Origin of the sequence: Methylophilus sp. (genome assembly GCF_052173275.1) — a bacterium.
In the GTDB taxonomy this organism is placed as follows: domain Bacteria; phylum Pseudomonadota; class Gammaproteobacteria; order Burkholderiales; family Methylophilaceae; genus Methylophilus.
Genome location: NZ_JBQMUL010000002.1, coordinates 1,759,990 through 1,779,003 on the forward strand (window position 1 = coordinate 1,759,990; position 19,014 = coordinate 1,779,003).

Consider the following 19,014-nt stretch of genomic DNA (forward strand, 5'->3'; position numbering starts at 1 on the left):
CCCACTCAGAGTGGGCGCTTTTTTTTCTGAGGCCAAGTTCAAGCGGCTAAGCCGTTGCAAACGCCTTGCGCAATTCAGCAATGGCAAACACTTGCGCTTCCCTGGCTTTGGCAACGACATCGGCCATGCCAAAAAACTCATGGGTGACGCCGGTGTAATGGCGGTATGCGACCGGGATACCTTCACTTTCCAGACGTTCGGCAAACTCTTTGCCTTCTTCATACAGCGGGTCGATTTCGGCTGTGATCACCGTGGCAGGTGGCAAGTTTGCCAGTGAGCTGGCTTTGTCTGGCAACGCATAAGCACTGTAGGCATCCAGTGGTTCGCTGTAGTGCTTGAAGAACCAGTTCATCATGGCAGCGTTCAACGGTTTGGCGTTGGCATTGTCAATGTAGGATGAATTAAACACATTGTTGTTCACCACCGGATAAATCAACAATTGGTGCACTGGCAACGTCACATCTTTATCACGCGCCATCAATGACACCACTGCTGCCAGGTTGCCACCGGCACTTTCACCGGCCACGGCAATACGCTTGCGGTCACCATTGAGTTCTTCGGCATGCGTGAGCAGCCACTGGTAAGCGGCAAACGCTTCATTCGGTTGGGTAGGGAACTGGTGTTCCGGGGCCTGGTGGTAATCCAGTGACACCACAATCGCCTGTGCACCTTGCACCAGCGCGATGATAGAACCTTCATAGGTTTTGGTATCGGCAATCACAAAGCCACCGCCGTGAAAGTAGAGGATGACCGGGAATGGTCCATCACCGACCAATGGCGTATAGACCTGGGCCGGTACACTGCCTAACGGACCACCAGGGATGCTGATGGTGGTAGAAGTAAATAGTTGCGCCCGTGGCGGATGACCATTATCGGTCAGGATCTTTTTAACGGCATCTGTAGGCGTAGGTTGCTGGCGCGCCTCTTCCGGTGACAAGGTTTCAATCGGCTTACCGTTCAGGGAAACCAGCGCATCTATCACTGATTGCATATCCGGGTCTGCCTTGGGTGGCTCTCCACCAATGGCTTTTTTAATCGCCTCAACCGGGGCGGAGCCTTCAATGGCAGGAATGATTCCAGCAACTTTGTTGAGGATAGGATCGCTTTTTGAGGTCGTTGTCATGGTTTGCCTTTCTTATTTAATCTAGTAGGTAATCGTATGAACCCCTACCTTAGCCGCATACTTTTCCTGCTCCTATCAGGCATCGCACCAATTTGCTGTAGGACAAGCTTTACAAGCATTGCACCTGTCATATGGATCATTGTTTTTTCAAAGCGTGAACTCCACGAGGTCAAATTTGAGTCGTGAAGCGCATGGGTGAGCTAGGGCAATAGGGCAGATGACTAGTCTTCAAGTCTGGTCATTGACCCGAAAATGTATCAATCCCAGCTGTTTTTAGAGCATTCCCTAGTCCGACCTACCTAGTGTTGTGGTGGCAAACTTAATAAATGCCCGCATCTAAATTGATAAATTAATCAGGCTTTTATTCAAGTCAAAAACTTGCGGAGTCTGAGAAATGAAATTAAAAAAACTACAGTGGGTGCTGGCCTTATCGGGCTTGGTACAAATGAGCCTGACAGCACAGGCGGGTGTTGTCATCAGCCAGATTTACGGTGGCCAGGGCAATATCTATAACCAGGATTATGTGGAGCTGTTCAATAACGGCACCGCAGCGGTCAATATCAGCGGCTGGTCTGTGCAATACAGCAGTGCAACCGGCACTGGTAACTTTTCTGCCAACGGTGTGACCGGTTTGAACGGCCTGTTGCAACCGGGCCAGTATTACCTGGTGGGCTTGAGAAGCGCGACCAATGGTTTAACTTTCACAGCGGATGTCAGCAACAATGCCACCGACATGAGCGGTACTAACGGCAAAGTCGTGCTGGTGAATAGCAGCACCGGGCTTGCCTGTAATGGCGGTTCAGCTGTTTGCAGCCCGGCACAACTGGCACAGATCGTAGACCTGGTCGGTTACGGCAGCGCCAATTTCTTTGAAGGTGCAGCGGCACCGGCCATCAACGGCAGCACAGCATTGTTGAGAAAAAGTAATGGCTGCCAGGATACCAACCAGAACGGCAGCGATTTTGTAACCGGTACCCCTGCGCCACGCAATACCAGCAGTGCTGTAAATGTGTGCGGTAGCGGCCCGGTGGGTAACCAGCCTATCGTCACTTCCTGCCCGGCAGTCACCTTGCAAGTCGGCGAAGCCGGTTCGGTATCACTGCAAGCGACAGATGCAGACAGCATCGTCAATGCCGCGACCTTGTTAGCCTCTGCCCCGGCAGGTGTCACTTTGAATAACTTTATGGCTGCCGGTAGCGATGGCCAGTCAGCCAGCGCCAGCCTGCAACTGGATGGCAGCTTACCAGCCGGTGTTTACGCAGTAGACGTGCGCTTTGACAACAACGAAGCGCAAACCGCCACTTGCAGTGTCAATGTCACCGTGCAAAACAGCAGCATCACCCGTATTTACGATATCCAGGGTAGCGGACTGGGCGTGGCTTCAGTCAGCCCGCTGAATGGTCAAAGCGTCACTACTGAAGGTGTGGTGACTGCTGTGTTCCCTGGTTTGAATGGGTTTTATATCCAGGATGCCACCGGCGATGGTAACCCGCTCACTTCAGACGGTATTTTTGTCTACCTGGGCTCTGGTGTGACACCAACTGTGACTACTGGCCAAAAAGTACGTTTGGCGGCTACGGTCACCGAGTTCAATACCATTACAGAGCTCATCAATGTCAGCGGCTTGCAAGTGTTGAGCAACAACAATGTCATCCTGCCAGCCGATATCAGCCTGCCGGAAGTCACTGAAGGCGATCTGGAAGCTTACGAAGGCATGCTGGTGCGTATCACTTCGCCACTGACCGCTTCGCAGAATTACTTCCAGGGCCGTTATGGTCAGGTGACTTTGTCTGCTGAAGGCCGCATGATCAAGCCGACCAATATCCACCCGGCCAACTCAACGGCTGCGGCACAGCTGGCTGATGACAATGCGCGCAGACGCCTGGTGCTGGATGACGGCAGCAGCGTGCAAAACCCGAACCCGATTCCATTTATTGGTGAGGACAATACTTTGCGCGCCGGTGATATCGTCGAAAACCTGGTCGGTGTGATCGACCATGGTTTGATCACGGCTTCTAACCCAGGCCCACGCGATTACAAACTGCATCCAACCCAGGCCGTGACCTTCACGCGTGACAATGTGCGCACGGCGACACCTGCGCCTGTTGGCGGAAACTACAAAGTGGCCAGCTTCAACGTGCTGAATTACTTCACTACCTTTACCAATGGTGCTACCGCCAGTGGCCAGACCGGGCAGGGTTGCCGTCTGGGCAGCAGCGTGACTGCTTCAAACTGCCGTGGTGCCAATAACCTGGTGGAGTTTAATCGTCAACGTAACAAAATCATCCGCGCACTGACAGCCATCAATGCCGATGCTGTTGGCTTGATGGAGATTCAGAATAACGGCACAGTTGCAGCACAGAACCTGGTTGATGGCCTGAATGCCGTGTTGGGTGCCAATACCTATGCGGTGGTCGCTGACCCGGCCAGTGGTACTGGTACCGATGCGATCAAGGTGGCGATGATTTACAAGCCAGCCCGCTTGACGCCAACGGCAGGTGCGCTATCTGACAACAACAGCATCAATAACCGTCCGACACTGGCGCAGACCTTCCAGGCCGCCAATGGCGAGAAGTTCTCCGTGCTGGTCAATCACCTCAAATCCAAAGGCTGCTCCGATTCAGGTGGCGCAGATGCTGACCAGGGCGACGGCCAGGGGTGTTACAACGCCCAACGACTCGCCCAAGCCAACCAGCTGGTGCAATTCATCCAGACCGTTAAAAACCAGGCCAACGACCCGGATGTACTGGTGATTGGTGACCTGAATGCCTATGGTAAGGAAGACCCTGTGCTGGTGCTGGAAAACGCCGGTCTGCAAGATCAGATCGCACGTTTCAACGATCAGGCCGGTTACTCCTATGTGTTTGATGGTGAAGCTGGTTACCTGGACCACGCACTGGCCAATACCGCGCTGGCAGCACAAGTGACGGGCACCGTGCACTGGCATATCAACGCTGATGAGCCGTTCGTCATCGATTACAACACCGAGTTCAAACCGCAAGACCTGTACACCGATACGCCATACCGTTCTTCTGACCATGACCCGGTGATTGTCGGTCTGCAACTGGTGAAATCCGTGCAAGGCGGTAACCAGCGTGACACCTTGATCGGTACGCCAGGTGACGATGTGCTGACTGGCGGTATCGGTGCTGACACCCTGACCGGTGGTGCTGGCCGCGACCTGTTTGTGTACCAGAGCATGCGTGACGCGATCGATACCATCACTGACTTTACGCCGAATGAGGATCAACTGGATATCCGTGAACTGCTGCAAAGCATAGGCTACCAGGGTTCGCAGCCATTCGATGATGGCGTAGCACGCTGGGTCAGCGTCAGCGGCGGCACACAATTGCAGATTTCAGCCAAGCCGCTGGTGACCTTGAGAGGGGTGACTCCGGCCAATCTGAATGCGCAGCGTGATGTGCGCTGGTAACTAGAAGCAATAAGCCGGCGTGACTAAAGTATCGCGCCGGCAAATAAAAACCATGGAAAAAAGTCGTTATCCAAATTTACTGTGAGAGAAGATCCAATCATGAAAAAATTCAGTTTAATCGCAGCCTTGTTGCTGTCTACCCAGGCTAACGCGGCCCTGAATGCCGGGGACATCATGTTCACCTCATTCAACGCCGATGAAGATGGCCTGTCATTTGTGACGTTTGTTGATATTGCAGCCAACACCCGTATTTATTTCAGCGATAACGAGTGGACCGGCAACGCATTCAACACTGGCGAAAGCTACAACCAGTGGGTTTCCAGCAGCGTCGTGACCGCTGGTACCGTGGTCCGTTTTTCAGACTATGACAAAAATACGCTGGCAGCTTCTACCGGCGTATTAACGCGTGCCACTGTGAGCGGCAATAGCAACTGGGGTCTCTCAAACTCAGGTGAAACCGTGTATGCCTACCTTGGTACTGGCGCCACTGCCCCTACGACATTTCTGTCGGCCATCACTAACGGTACTTTTGCCGCGAATGGCCCTTTGACCAACACTGGCCTGAGCAAAGGCGTGAACGCCATTGAACTGACTGCTAAACCTGGTGCTTCCAGCGAGCCAGACTATGCCGAATACAACGGTGTACGCAGTGGCTTAAGCAGCTTTGCTGATTACAAAGCACAGGTCGCCAACGTGAATAACTGGAATGTAGACACTGAGCCTGCCACCGTTTCAGCAGGCATTGTGCCTAACACGACCGCATTCACCGTGAGCGCCGTGACGCCTGTGCCAGAAGCAGACAGCGTTGCGATGCTGCTGGCTGGTTTGGGTGTACTGGGCCTGGTACGTCGCCGTCAATCACGTTAATACTGAATGAGTGTCGTGTGATTGCGCGGCACTCCATGGAGAAGAATTATGTTTAAACTGAAACAATTAACTGCGTGCGTGGCGCTGGCATTCACTGCCGGTGGTGCCTGGGCAGAAGGTGTGACTGTATTGCACGTAGGTGACCAGGAGAGCTGGTTGTTGTCTGCACAAGGTAACTTGCGCGATGACGCTGGTCAGGCCATTTCATTTTACGGTGGTGTGGACCGCCTGGCCTCTGTGATTAAAAATGCTGAAACAGCAGCCGTGGCTCAAAACCGCACCGTATTGAAACTGAATGCCGGTGATGCATTTTTGCCTGGCCCGCGTTTTACGGCCAGCCTGAATAATCTGGCCAATAGTTTTACTGATGGTGGCCAGGACTTTTACGATGCTATCGCCCTGCGCCAGATTGGTTTTGACGCCATGGTGTTCGGTAACCACGAGTTTGACCTCGGCCCGCAAGTGGCTGCCCGTTTTGCCAAAGTATCCGGCAGCACTTATCTTTCCAGCAACCTGAATTTTAACGCGACATCTGAATTCAGCGCCTTGAAAGCCAGCGGCAAAGTAGCGCCTTCAAAAGTCATCACAACGACAGCTGGTCATAAAATCGGCCTGATCGGTGCGACAACCCCATTGCTGCCTAATATCTCATCCCCGGGTGCGGTGACTGTGATCGGTTATGACGCGAATAATACTGAAGCGCAGAACCTGCAAGCACTGATCCCTATCATCCAGGCTGAAGTCAACCGCCTGCGTAGCGAAGAAGGTGTCACAACCGTGATTTTGATGAGCCACCTGCAAAATGCGGCGAATGAAATCAATGTAGTGATCCCGGCACTGACAGGCGTTGACCTGGCATTGTCTGGTGGTGGCCATGAGTTGATGGTTGACCCGGATGACGCGCTGATCAATGGCGGCGTTGCTGCGACTTTTAATTCACATCCCGTGAACGCTGTTGATGCACATGGTAAAACAGTGCCGGTATTGACCAGCCACTTTGGTAATCGTTATGTGGGCCAGGTCAACTTCAGCATTGATGACACCAGCGGTAAATTTGTGGCGATCGAATCCAGCAAGATGATGCGCGTGACCGGTGCCGCTGCCGATGCAGACCGTGTTGCCGGCGATGCAACGATCAAAGCCCAGGTGATTACGCCGGTGCAAAACTATATTTCTGTGCTGAACGCGCAAATCATAGGCACCACTGCGGTCAAGTTGAATGGCCCGACACATACCACCTGCGCCGCCTTGCCATGTACATTTGTTGCCGGTGTGCGTAACGCCGAAACTGGTCTGGGTGACCTGGTAGCCGATGCGATGCGTTTTGCCGGTAAAACTGATGTCGCCATCCAGAACAGTGGTGGTATCCGTACCAATATCGCTGCCGCAGGGAATGTGTCTGTCGGTGATACTTTCAATATCCTGCCATTCACCAACCTGGTCAAACGCGCACCAGCTGTGAATGCAACGCAATTGAAAGATCTGCTTGAGCATGGTTATGGCGACACCAGCCCGACTGGTCGTGCCAATGGCCGTTACCCGCAGATTTCCGGCATGCAAGTGGTTTACAACAGTACTAACGTTGCCAGAACCACTAAAGGCACCGGCAGCCGCGTGCAACGCGTGGTACTGGATGACGGCACTGTGCTGATTGATAACGGTGTCGTGGTCAACAACAGCCGCAGTTTCTCTTTCACCACGATTGACTTCACCGCAGCGGGTGGCGATGGTTTCCCTTTCGCTGCTAACAACGTGGTATTTGAAGATAGTCCGTTCACCATCACTTACCAGGAAGCATTAGCCAACTACATCCAGTCACCAAAAGCAGAAGGTGGCCTGGGTCGTTTGAGCAATGCCGATGGCGATGAAATCACGGTGAACTACTACGGCCTGGAAAACCAGTATGACAAAGGTGGTCGCCTGATCGATCTGGCGATTGCGACCAGCACCCCGGGCGTGACACGCACTGGTACTGCCAGCCGCGATGTACTGGTAGGCACTGCTGGTGATGACATCATCACTGGTGGCCTGGGCATAGATACGCTGACTGGCGGCGTGGGTAATGATGTATTCGTCTACAACAGCATCCGTGATGCAGGTGACACCATCACCGACTTTACCCCTTATGCCGACAAATTACAGTTAAGCGCATTGCTGGCTTCACTGGGTATCTCCGCCAATGTAGCGATTGCCGAAGCCTATATCACGCTGCTGGATGTGACCGGTGGCGTACAGGTGCTGGTGGATACCGATGGTACCGCAGGCCCGGCCACGGCTAAAACACTGGTGACCCTGAAAGGCCTGACCGCCAAGCAAGTGGCGCCGGCCAGAGACTTTATTCTTTAATTTTTACGATTAATTCTTTAAGAGGAACATATGATGAAATCTTTGATTAAAAAAGCAGCACTGATTGCGTTGTTGAGCAGCGTGTTACCTGCACAAGCGGCCATCCAGGCCTGGCAAGTATCTGGCCAGGTTGATTCCGGTCACTTCAACGGCACTAACTACAGCGGTCAATTCAGTTTTGATGACGCAAGCCTGCTGGCCTCCGGCACCGAACTGGTGAACCTGAACAGCCTGCAATTCAACTTTGGCAGCAACCTGTTTGACCTGACGACACCTGCGCTGGCAGATGCGATTGCGGTATTTCAGGATGGCGTATTCACCGGTATCGAGTGGTCAGTGGATGCGACAAGCCCGGCGATCGGTTTTAGCCTGATCGCAGGTTTTTCAAATACATCAGAAGCATTCTTTGCTTACGACACCCCACTGGGCTTGTCCGGTGCCGGTAACGTGAACTACGTATTGTCTGCAGTGCCAGAGCCGACCCAGTCCGGCATGATCCTGGTTGGTTTGGGTCTGATGGGTTACATTGCAGCGCGCCGTCAGCCAAAATAACCGGTTTAACGCACTTTTACTCCGACCTGTTAAGCAGGCAGAAACGCTCATCTCAGCCCGGCTTTGCCGGGCTGTTTTTTTATGAAAATTAAAAAACTAGTCCGGCTAGTCCGTTCTTAATTTCTCTGCAACATTCACTCTATAGACTTGCACCTCGAATTAACTCGACTGCGATGGATATGAAGAAGTCTACCTTTGGTTTAATAGCCAGCCTCTGTTTAATGACCCTTGCGTTGCCAGTGCAAGCCGCCTGGAATGCAGACTGGGCCACACAACAAAAAATCACCATAGATACAGCCAATGTGAAGGAAGCCGTGAACCAGGCACCTGTGCTGATACGTTTGCATTCGGGGAATTTCGATTTCACCGGTGCCAATGTAGATGGCTCTGATATCCGTTTTATCGCAGCGGATGACAAAACTGAACTCAAATTCTCACTTGAAAAATATGATGCGGTAAACGAGCTGGGTGTTGCCTGGGTGGTACTGCCGCAATTGTCATCTGCCAACAAGGACCTGGCGATCAGCCTGTATACCGGCAATGAATCTGCCAAGGCTGGTAGTGATACGCAGGCGCTGAATGACCCGGCATTGGTAGCACGCTTCGCCTTCTCGGAAAACGCTTTGCTGAAAGATAGCGGCGCTAGCCAGTTAACCGCGAGTGGCAATGCGACCCAGCAAAAAGCCGGGCTGATCGCCGAAAGTGCAGTCCTGAATAACAGCCCGCTGACCATTACCTTGCCAGCGGCACCGCAGTTAGCCGATGGTGTGACCTGGTCAGTATGGTTAAAAACGGCCAGCCTGCCACAAACCGCCACAGTATTTAAAACCGGCAATATCAGCCTCAAGCTGGACGGCAACACGCTGGCGTTGCAGGCGGGTGCAGCCAATACGCGCGGTGGCGAATTAAAACCAGGCCAGTGGCAACATGTGGCGCTCGTGTTCCAGGGTGGTCAGGCCATTGTTTATCTTAATGGGCAATCGGTTACCCAGGTAGCCGCCAGTGATGCACAAGCTGCGGCGACTTTTACCGTAGGCGAAGCACTGAATGCCGAGATTGATGAATTGCAACTGGCATCGACGGCGCGTAGTGCGGCCTGGCTGGGCCTGGTGGCGCAATCGCAAGGGGCAGATGCCAACCTGGTGGTTGTTACCCCAGCGGGCGAGAGTGACGCTGAAGAAGGTGGTGAAGTCAACTACATGGGCATTCTCATCGACAGTTTGACCGTCGATGCCAAAGTAGTGATCGGCATTCTGGCTGTGATGTTTTTGATCAGTGTCTGGGTGATGTTTAGCAAGACTCTGCTGGTTGTGCGCACTGACAAAGACAATGCCCTGTTTTTACAACGTTTCCAGAAAGCCTCTGCCGAAGATTTGCTCACCCTGGATAAAGCAGGCAACTATCCGAATTCCACCCTGTTTGGTTTGTATAAGGCGGGTTTACGTGAGATCAGGAAGCGTGAGCATGATGGCAAAGTGTCATTGAGCGGTGCATCCATCGATGCGATCAAGGCAGCCGTAGATGCTGACCAGGTTCGCGAAACCCAGCGCATGAACAGCCTGATGGTGTTACTGACCATCGCGATTTCCGGCGGTCCTTTCCTGGGCCTGCTAGGGACGGTAGTGGGTGTGATGATCACCTTTGCCGCGATTGCCGCCGCGGGTGATGTGAACGTCAACGCGATTGCGCCGGGTATTGCAGCTGCGTTGCTGGCGACTGTTGCCGGTCTGGCGGTGGCGATTCCAGCCCTGTTTGGCTACAACTACCTGGCCAGCCGTGTGAAAAATATCACTATCGCCATGCAGATCTTTGTCGATGAATTCATTACCCGTACCGCTGAACTGTACGGTAAGGAATAAGGCAGCGCGATGTCAGAAGGCGTCAAGGAAGAGAACCAGCTTTACGATGAAATCAACATTACGCCCATGCTGGACCTGGCGTATGTGTTGCTGGTGATTTTTATCATCATGACCACTGCTTCAGTGCAAGGCGTCAAAGTGGAGATGCCGCATACCGTGAACTCTACCGCATTGGCCAAACCGCAAATGCGCGCGATTACTGTTACCAGTGACGGCAGTGTCTACCTGGATGCTTTCCCGGTCGATATGGCGCAACTGGAGCAGCGTCTGGCGGAATATAAAGGTAGCAACCCTGAGTTGCCGGTCGTCCTCAAAGGCGATGCCGCCGCGCATTACGAAAAGATCTCCGAAGTGCTGGAAATCTGTAAGCGGCTGGATATCACTGAAGTCGGCCTGGTCACCAAAAAGGTTGTGGAATAAGCATGCAAGTTCAAAACGACGCACAACCCTACGACACCATCAACATTACGCCTATGCTGGACCTGGCCTATGTGTTACTGGTGATTTTTATCCTGATGACGACGGCAGGCGTACAGGGGCTGACCATGAATCTGCCCAAGCCTTCCAACAAACCTAGTACCGAGAAACACGAACTCAAGATCGTGCAGGTACAACAGGGTGGAACGCTGACCATTAACGGTGTCGGTGTGAACATGGCTGAACTGGAAACCCAGTTGAATCAGGCCAAGGCCATGGACCCCAAGGTGAATATTATGATCAAGGGCCAGGCGCAGGCGCCGTATGCAGGCGTGATCTCGGTGATTGACCTGGTCAACCGTTTGCAGATTGAAAACGTCGGCCTGGTCACGGGCAAGATCGGGACTTAAGCCATGGCATTACATGAAATAAATGAGATGTCAGAGCCGCTGCCGCCCTCTGCGACCCGTGTCTGGATCACGCGTATTGCGATCGTGTTGCTGGTGATCGCAGTATTGGCCGGGATAGGTTATGGCATTAAAAAACTGTTTTCTGGCGGCCAGCCACATAAAAAACAGATCACGACCGTGAAGCTGCTGCCGGATACACCGCCGCCTCCACCACCTCCACCGCCAAAAGAGCCGCCGAAAGAAACGCCCAAAGAGCAGCCTAAAGAAGCACCAAAAGAACCTGAGCCCAAGCCAGTAGAAGCGCCGCCTGCGGAGAGCCTGAAAATGGAAGGTGCGGCTGGCGATGGCCCTAGCCCGTTTCAGTCAGGGGCAGTCAACAATGAATATAAAGGCGGCGATGTCACCACCGGCCCCAAAATCGGCGGCAAAAAGAATATGGCTGCGTTTGCCTGGTTTACCAGCAAGGTGGATGCACAGGTTAAGAAAACACTGGCCGCCGAGAGTGGGTTGAATAAGACCAAGTACCAGGTAGAAGTCAGGGTGTTTTTAAATGCACATGGCGATATAGACCATGCAGAACTGATTGATTCCACTGGTGATAAGGAAACGGATGCCCTGATCCGCAAGGCATTGGTCGGTGTGCGTCCGATAGGGGAATCAGCACCTGAAGATATGCCAAGAAAAGTGGTGATCCGGGTGACTTCACAAAATATGTCTTGATCGCGTGCTGCGGGGATAAATGCAGGCATGGCTATCAAGCGCAAGGCAGTTGCAAAAGATAAGGGTAACAAGGGAAAGATAATGAAAATGAAAGCTAGAAACTGGGTGATTCCAATGATGGTGGCGGCCATATTCGGCTCGCAGACCGATATTGCAGGTGCCAGTGAGCGTGAGTCACTGGAAGAAGTGCGTGCGACCACCATGAGCCTGATTGAGCTGCTGGTGCAGGAAGGCGTGCTTTCAAAAGAAAAAGCAGATGCCTTGCTAAAACAGGCGCAGCTGGCAAAGCAGAAAGCCAAAGAAGAGGCTGAGGCGGCGGCAGTCGCTTCGCAAGAGGGTGCTATCGCGGAAAAAGCGGCGGAAGGCCAGCCTAAAGCGATTCGTGTGCAATATGTGCCCGAGCATGTCAAAAACGAAATGCGCGCTGAAATTGAGCAGGAAGTGATGAAGAAGCTCAATTACAAGGCGGGTGAACGCCTGGGTGTGCCCGAGTGGATAGACCGCATTGAGTGGACCGGTGAATTGCGCCTGCGCTATCAGGAAGATATGTTCAGCGAGAATAATGTGATTCCTGGCGTGCTGTCATCCTCGGCTGTGCGCAATGTGGTCGTCAATAACTCAACCGAAGACCGTGAACGCCAGCGTATACGCGCACTGTTCGGCGCAAATCTGCATATCAATGACTGGTTGACCGGCGGTATCCGTTTCCAGACTGGTTTACTACAGACCCCGGTGACACCTAACCAGACAGAAGGTTTTTCGCAGGGCAAGTTTGTATTTGGCCTGGATAGAGCGTTTCTTGAAGCGAAACCGTATGACTGGTTAACACTGACTGGCGGCCGTTTTGCCAATCCGTTTTTCACCAGCAACCGCACCTTTGGCACGGATCTGATCTGGGATCCGGATCTGGCATTTGATGGTTTCGTTGTCAGTGCAAACCCTGTCATTAACAAAAACTGGAAGCTGTTCTCCAACGTGGGGGCGTATCCAATTGAAGAAATTGAAAGCTCTAACATCAACAAAGCGAAAGATAAATGGCTCTATGCTGCCCAGGGCGGTGTGGAGTGGACTTCAAACAATAATAGCAAGGTCAAACTGGGTGCTGCTTTCTATGACTTTAAAAATGTAGAGGGTGAACTCAACCCAGTTGGTGATCGGGACAGATATGCAGGCACGGTGCCGCTCTGGCGCCAAAAAGGCAATAACACCTTTAGTGTTGATGGTTTGAATGCGAACCAATGTGGTTCGGGCGGCCCTTGTGGTTTGGCTTCACAATTCCAGCTGATTAATTTCACAGGTGAGGTGGACCTGGCCGTATTCGATCCGGTACATGTGATTTTGCATGGCGCCTATGTAAAAAACATTGGCTTTGATGCACAGGAAATTGCGCGCCGCACAGGGACTGCGCTGAATACATACAAAGAAGAAAACGAAGGCTACGAAGTCTCACTGATGGTAGGTCATCCGGCCATTAAAAAACTGCATGACTGGCAAGTGTTTGGTGGCTATCGCAGATTGGAAGCGGATGCCGTCATGGATGGATTTACTGACTCCAACTTCCACCTGGGTGGTACAGACGCCAAAGGTTACTTTATCGGCGCGCAATATGGCATAGGCAAAAACGCCTGGTTATCCTCAAGATATATCAGCACGGATGAAATCTCTGGCTTGCCGTTCTCCGTGGATACGTTCTTTGTCGACTTGAATGGCAGATTCTAGGAGCGTGACATGAAACTCATCACAGCGATCATTTTGGGTGTTTTTCTGGCTGGCATGCATGTATCGGTGCTGGCGGCTGAAAAGCAGGACAAGGCAGCTAAACGCGCTGCGATTTTGATGCAAAAGATGAAGCAGGATATGGAAGCCGAGAAAAGCGTCCTGCAGACGGAGTTTGAGCAGGAAAAGAAAACCATGTCTGACGCGCTAAGCCACGCTCAAAGTGCGGAGCGTGCGCATTCTGCAAAACTGCAAGGCCAGGCAAAGCGCGCGCAGCAACTGCAAGCTGAAGCGCAGAAACTGGGCAGTGAAAAAGCGGCATTGACCACCCAGTTGCAGCAATTGCAATCGCAACTGGCGGAGCAGACACAACGCCTGGAGACAACCGAGCAGCAACTTAAAACTGCCAGGACAGATCTGGAAGTCAATGACATGCAGCGCAAGAAGCTGGTCAGCCATGTGAGTGCAGAACATCAGCAGCTAGTGTCGTGTGAAGAGAAGAATAGCCGCCTGTACACCTATGGGAATGATTTGGTCGGCCTGTATGCAGATGCGGGTGCCTACCGCAAAGCCATGCGCGATGAGCCTTTCTTTCAACTCAAACGTGTCGAGCTTGAGAACCTTTTACAAAACAAACGCAGCCAGCTGATTGAAAATAAAGTTGATACAATAGCAAGCCCCTGACCATGTAAGGTGGTTCAGGAGGTTTCGTGATTTTAAGTATTGGCTGACTCCATGTTTCTCCAATTGCAATCCCTGTTTACCTTGCATGAGCGCGCCAGGATTTACCCGTTTATCGGATTTATCCTGCTGCTTGCCTGTGAACCATTGCTGGCCTCAGCCCTTACTTGGCTTGGCTTAAGTACGCAGCCGACTTATCTGTTGCGCACGCTGGCAGCCATCGCCTTATTGCTGTATTACCGCCGCGACTATATAGAGTTGTCGGTGGCGCCAGGTTTCAACCAGGGCGTGATCGCCATTTTGAGCGGGCTGCTGGTGTTTGCGATATGGATATTGCCTTATCCCGAATGGATGGGTGGCTATGTGGCGGGTGATAGTAAAGCAATGCCCATGGCCGATGCGGCGGATATATTCTGGCTGATCTGCCGCTGGAGCGGGTCTGCGCTGGTGGTGCCTGTCATCGAAGAACTGTTCTGGCGCGCCTATTTAATGCGCAGGCTGCAACAGCCTGAATTTATGGCAGTCTCACCGGCCCATGTGGGTACTTATGCAGTGGTGGTGAGTAGCGTATTATTTGCCATCGAACACCAGCTCTGGTTTGCTGGGTTGTTGGCCGGGCTGGTCTATGCCTGGTTATACCGTCGCTTTCAGGTGCTGTGGATCCCTGTATTGGCACACATGGTGACCAATGCCGTGCTGGGTGCATGGGTGCTGGCTAGCGGGCAGTGGCAATACTGGTAATTGATTGTGGTAACATATATTGTGAACAATAGAGCATACCAAAACTCAGGTGACGTACAGAAAATATCTCTTGCGCGCTATTAAAGCATAAGCACAATTTAGATGAATTTTATTAAAGGGTGATGATGAAAAAAATTGCATTAATTGTACCGGCACTGATGCTGGTCATGGCAGGGTGCAGCAAGCACGAAGAGTCCGCTAAAGGCTCTACACAAGTGGTGGCCAAAGTGAATGGCGATGAAATCACAGTGCATCAGCTGAACTTCGCACTTTCCAAAGCGGGCAAGATCGATCAGGCACAGCTAAAACCTGCCTCAGAAAAAGTCCTGCAACAAATGGTGGATATCGAGCTGCTCAAGCAAAAAGCACTGGATGCCAAGCTGGACCGTGACCCCAATGTATTGCAGGTACTGGAAGCGACCAGACAACAGCTGTTAGCGCAAGCTTACATGCAAAAAGTGGCTGCCAAACAAGCCGCGCCTACCAGTGATCAGATCAAGAAATTCTATGATACGCACCCTGAGTTATTCAGCGAGCGTAATGTCTATGTGATTCAGGAGTTCGTCGTAAAAGACGGCAACCAGCACACCAGCGAGATCGAAGCCGGTATCAATGCTGCCAAGACCGGTGATGACATTGGCAAGTGGTTGAAAGACAATAACTACGTTTTTAATGCCAATGCCAGCAAAAAAGCCGCCGAGCAATTGCCGCTCGATTTATTGAAAAAACTGAATACACTCAAAACCGGTGATACGCTGATCGTTAAAGGTCCTGATTCATTGGTGCTGTTGTTCCTGGCCAAAGTAGACAGACAACCTGTTGATGTAGACAAAGCCAAACCGGTGATCCAGCAATACCTGGTCAACTCCGGTCAGCAGACACTGATCAAAAATGAAGTAGCCGCTTTGCGCAAAGAAGCTAAAGTAGAATTCTATGGCGACTTCTCTAAACTGACACTGAATAGCAGCGAAACAGCCGTGCCGGCCAGCGCAACTCCGGCTGCCGCCAAGACAGAGGCACCAGCAGCACTACCTGCGGCGCCGGCCGAGGCAGCGCCTAAACCTACACATGATAAAGCCATTGAAAAAGGCTTATCAGGTTTGTAATTGCGGATGCAGTAATGAACAAAGCCCCGGCATGCCGGGGCTTTTTCTTTGCCTGGGTTTTATAAGAATGACTTTATTGCAGGCGATCCTTAACCCAGCTTGGGTTTGCATGGCAGAAGACAGGTCGCTGAATCACCAACCTTGGTGACTCAATTTTAATCAGAGACTAGATGGTTATGATATGCAGATTGAGTCGCCCTACAGGGTTGTAATGTTACAACGGTGACTGAAAGTCTAATGCTGGTGTTTCCTGCGCCATCTTAGCCAACCGGCAAAAGTGAGTATGGCAGGCAAGCCAAACTGGAAGCCGTTAAACAGCACCATCAGCCAGGTTTGCTGAGAGGGCAGTAGCACAACGCTATCGCGTAACGGTGCCACCGGTAAGGTGATGCTAGGCTGATTGTTCACCACCCAGCGCAGGGTCTGCATGCTAAATGCCAGGTTGCCGCCTCTTTGTTGTTGGGCATTCGTGAAGAAGCTGTTGCTGCCAACCACAACCACTCTTTGTAACTCGCCTGAGGCCTGTTTTTTTTCAAGCGCCAGCGCAATGGTGGCTGGCCCCTGGGTATCTGTTTGCGCGTTGAAAGCAGGCAGTTTTTCCGGCTGGTCTACGCGATATGCAGTACTGGCCCAGCCTCTTTCAGCGGCAGCAACCAGTGGCATGACACGCCATGGGTCTTCAGGCTGCCGATGACGCACAATGGCATGCGCCTGGTCAAAAAACGTGCGCAATGAAAATTCCTGTGTCGGCCCTTGTCCGGAATACCGCTGCGTACTCAATGCATGCAATGGAATCTCGAACTGACGGTTAGCCGGGTCTACCACTACCCCCGGGCTTAGGGTGAGCCCCAGCGTGTCTGCCAGGGTTTGCAGGCCTTGCGACTGAATATTGTCTACCAGCCACACCAGGTTACCGCCTTTGCTGATATGCGTTTGGATAGCCTGCACCTGTGCCTGGGAGTAAGGACGCGTTGCGCCTGCCAGTACCAGTGTGGGCAGTTTTTTATCCGCGCTGGTAGCGAGTGCAAAAGTTGTGCTACTGATCACCTGTAAACCGGCGCTACGGATGGCTTGTGCCAGCTGGCTGCCGCCATTGCCGGTACTACTTTCCAGCGCCGTTTCGCCCAGCCCGGCCGCGAACAGCAAGGGCGCCCGCTCGCCATGTTGCAGTTGCAGCAACACGTTGGTAAAAGCCTCTTCGGTATAAGGCAGGTACATGCGTGTCTGTTGCCCGCGATAGCGGATAATCATTTCGCCTTCTTTTTTGATTTGCTGTTCACGCGCCAGCGTGGGTGAAATGGATGGGTCTACAAACTGCAAATGAATATCAGGGTGTACATGCTGGTAGCGTTGCACCAGTGACAAAATGGACTTTCTGAAATAGCGGCCTTTGAACGGGGTGTTGCTGCAAAAGGCGGTCACTTCAATCGTCGCTGGCAGTGCCTGCAACACTTCAATACTGGCTTTAGATAGGGTGTTGCGGCGATTGTTGGTGTGATCGGTGATGATATTAAAGTGCCAGGCGAGCACGCCTAACACCAGCGTCACCAGTAATAATCCCGGCACCACCAGGCGATGCTGCCATACCAGTGCGGTGAGTGATAGCCATGACTTGGCAGATTTGGAATGTTGTGGATTAGCCATACAACCGATCAGCATGTAAGCGGCGAATAGACAGCAGCACAAAGAACGCCGAGAACAGCACGAAGAATAAAACATCATAACTGTTGAGCATGCCAAGGGCGAACTGGCGATAGTGCTGCATCAGTGAAAAATCATGGAACAGGATCTGGTTGTTATCGGCAAAAAACTTGTCCAGCAATAGCCAGACCGTCAGCGCAGCCAGGCTGCCAAACGCTGCCAGAATCGGGTTGGCGGTCAGGCAGGAGACATACAGGCCAAGCGCACTGCTGGCGACCACTAACAGCCACAGCCCCAGCGCGTGCGTGAGCAGGTAAGGGATATCTATTTCAGCCCATGGCAGCATCATGGCGATCATCACTACCATGGTCGCTATCAGCAGGCTGAGGTAGCTGACGATACCCAGCAACTTGCCGAGGATGAGTTCGCTCATAGACAATGGCGCGCTCATCAGCAAAGCCATGGTCTGGTTTTTTCGTTCTTCGCTGATCAGTTTCATGGTGACCAGGGGCACCACAAATAGCATCAGCACCGCGGCAACGCCAAACACGCCTTCGGCCATAAATTGTGTAAGGCCTACCTTTTGCACCTGCCATTGCGCGCTTTGCATGATTTCAAAATACTGGTTAAAACTGAGGCTGTAGTAAGTGCCGACGATGGCCTGGAAAATAGCCAGCACCAGCCAGCCCATAGGCGTGGCAAACAGGCTGCGGAGTTCTTTACGGGCAATAATCAGGATCATGCGGACTTCCAGTGACTTGCGTTAAAGCCCTTTGATAATGCCAAAGCGCACTGCGATATGCACTAGCTGGCCGGTGGTTTCCACCCCCAGTTTCTGGCGTACGCTGGTCTGGATATTGGCCACCGTTTTGTAGCCTATGTGCATGCCTTTGGCGATCGCCGCCAAGGCCTCGCCCTGGGCAATGCGGCGAAACACTTCGAATTCACGCGGTGAAAGTTTCTGGATAGGGTTTTCCTGGCTTTCCAGGTGATACATGGAAAGATTCTGTGCCAGTTCATTATTGATAAACCGCCCGCCACGCAGTATTTTCTGCACGGCTTCCATCACCACTTCCGGCGGTTCAGTTTTGGTCACATAGCCGCGCGCACCGGCCTGGATGGCGCGCGTAGCGTATATGCAATCGTCATGCATACTGAACACCAGCACGCGCATTTGCGGCTTGCGATGCAAAATGCGTTTGAGTGTCTCCAGCCCGCCTATGCCTGGCATGTCCAGATCCAGTATCAGCAGTTCAGGATGGTGTTTTTCCACCAGCAAACAGGCTTCTTCACCATTGAGTGCATCGGTGGTCACCTGATGGTTAGCCTGCTCAAGCAATGTGCGTAGACCTTGTCTGAGCATGGCGTGGTCATCAGCAATCATTACTTTTGCCATACACCT

General features: G+C 52.3%; 16 protein-coding genes. 12 read left to right on the forward strand and 4 right to left on the reverse strand.

Annotated elements, in window-relative coordinates; genetic code table 11:
* Window positions 1-46 precede the first annotated feature (46 nt).
* The gene (locus ACTS9Y_RS09900; protein ID WP_442585763.1) at window positions 47-1,123 is read right to left on the reverse strand and encodes an alpha/beta hydrolase; all 1,077 of its coding nucleotides are present in this window, start codon (window positions 1,121-1,123) and stop codon (window positions 47-49) included.
* 394 nt (window positions 1,124-1,517) lie between these two features.
* On the opposite strand from ACTS9Y_RS09900, the gene ACTS9Y_RS09905 reads away from it, so the two are divergent.
* From ACTS9Y_RS09905 to ACTS9Y_RS09960, 12 genes are all read left to right on the forward strand, one after another.
* Window positions 1,518-4,556, forward strand: a complete 3,039-nt coding sequence (locus tag ACTS9Y_RS09905; protein WP_442585764.1) for an ExeM/NucH family extracellular endonuclease — start codon at window positions 1,518-1,520, stop codon at window positions 4,554-4,556.
* 99 nt (window positions 4,557-4,655) lie between these two features.
* Window positions 4,656-5,423 carry a PEP-CTERM sorting domain-containing protein gene (locus ACTS9Y_RS09910; protein ID WP_442585765.1) on the forward strand — a complete coding sequence of 256 codons (768 nt, stop codon included), beginning with the start codon at window positions 4,656-4,658 and terminating at the stop codon, window positions 5,421-5,423.
* 48 nt (window positions 5,424-5,471) lie between these two features.
* A complete protein-coding gene (locus ACTS9Y_RS09915) occupies window positions 5,472-7,769 on the forward strand; it encodes a 5'-nucleotidase C-terminal domain-containing protein (protein WP_442585766.1) in 2,298 nt (765 codons plus the stop codon).
* Window positions 7,770-7,799: 30 nt separating this feature from the next.
* Window positions 7,800-8,321, forward strand: a complete 522-nt coding sequence (locus ACTS9Y_RS09920; protein WP_442585767.1) for a PEP-CTERM sorting domain-containing protein — start codon at window positions 7,800-7,802, stop codon at window positions 8,319-8,321.
* A gap of 221 nt (window positions 8,322-8,542) precedes the next feature.
* Complete coding sequence (locus ACTS9Y_RS09925) at window positions 8,543-10,180, forward strand: DUF2341 domain-containing protein (protein WP_442585768.1); 1,638 nt, start codon at window positions 8,543-8,545, stop codon at window positions 10,178-10,180.
* Between the two features lie 9 nt (window positions 10,181-10,189).
* Window positions 10,190-10,600: an ExbD/TolR family protein gene (locus ACTS9Y_RS09930; protein ID WP_442585769.1), complete on the forward strand. Its 411-nt coding sequence runs from the start codon at window positions 10,190-10,192 to the stop codon at window positions 10,598-10,600.
* Between the two features lie 2 nt (window positions 10,601-10,602).
* Window positions 10,603-11,007 carry an ExbD/TolR family protein gene (locus ACTS9Y_RS09935; RefSeq protein ID WP_379035278.1) on the forward strand — a complete coding sequence of 135 codons (405 nt, stop codon included), beginning with the start codon at window positions 10,603-10,605 and terminating at the stop codon, window positions 11,005-11,007.
* Between the two features lie 3 nt (window positions 11,008-11,010).
* Window positions 11,011-11,727 (forward strand): TonB C-terminal domain-containing protein, encoded by a 717-nt coding sequence (locus ACTS9Y_RS09940; protein WP_442585770.1) that lies wholly within the window; start codon window positions 11,011-11,013, stop codon window positions 11,725-11,727.
* A gap of 81 nt (window positions 11,728-11,808) precedes the next feature.
* On the forward strand, window positions 11,809-13,446 hold the full coding sequence (locus ACTS9Y_RS09945; RefSeq protein ID WP_442585771.1) for a putative porin: 1,638 nt from the start codon (window positions 11,809-11,811) through the stop codon (window positions 13,444-13,446).
* A 9-nt stretch (window positions 13,447-13,455) separates the two neighbouring features.
* Entirely contained in the window at window positions 13,456-14,127 is a 672-nt protein-coding gene (locus tag ACTS9Y_RS09950) for a hypothetical protein (protein WP_442585772.1), read from the forward strand.
* Window positions 14,128-14,178: 51 nt separating this feature from the next.
* Complete coding sequence (locus ACTS9Y_RS09955) at window positions 14,179-14,865, forward strand: CAAX prenyl protease-related protein (protein ID WP_442585773.1); 687 nt, start codon at window positions 14,179-14,181, stop codon at window positions 14,863-14,865.
* 122 nt (window positions 14,866-14,987) lie between these two features.
* A complete protein-coding gene (locus ACTS9Y_RS09960) occupies window positions 14,988-15,971 on the forward strand; it encodes an EpsD family peptidyl-prolyl cis-trans isomerase (protein WP_442585774.1) in 984 nt (327 codons plus the stop codon).
* A gap of 234 nt (window positions 15,972-16,205) precedes the next feature.
* Here ACTS9Y_RS09960 and ACTS9Y_RS09965 read toward each other — a convergent pair whose 3' ends face one another.
* The 3 genes from ACTS9Y_RS09965 to ACTS9Y_RS09975 are packed head-to-tail and all read right to left on the reverse strand — an operon-like array spanning window position 16,206 to window position 19,008.
* Window positions 16,206-17,615, reverse strand: a complete 1,410-nt coding sequence (locus ACTS9Y_RS09965; RefSeq protein ID WP_442585775.1) for a DUF4350 domain-containing protein — start codon at window positions 17,613-17,615, stop codon at window positions 16,206-16,208.
* A complete protein-coding gene (locus tag ACTS9Y_RS09970; RefSeq protein ID WP_442585776.1) occupies window positions 17,608-18,354 on the reverse strand; it encodes an ABC transporter permease in 747 nt (248 codons plus the stop codon). Before ACTS9Y_RS09970 ends, ACTS9Y_RS09965 begins: the two co-directional genes overlap by 8 nt.
* A 21-nt stretch (window positions 18,355-18,375) precedes the next feature.
* The gene (locus ACTS9Y_RS09975; protein WP_379035294.1) at window positions 18,376-19,008 is read right to left on the reverse strand and encodes a response regulator transcription factor; all 633 of its coding nucleotides are present in this window, start codon (window positions 19,006-19,008) and stop codon (window positions 18,376-18,378) included.
* Window positions 19,009-19,014: the final 6 nt, after the last annotated feature.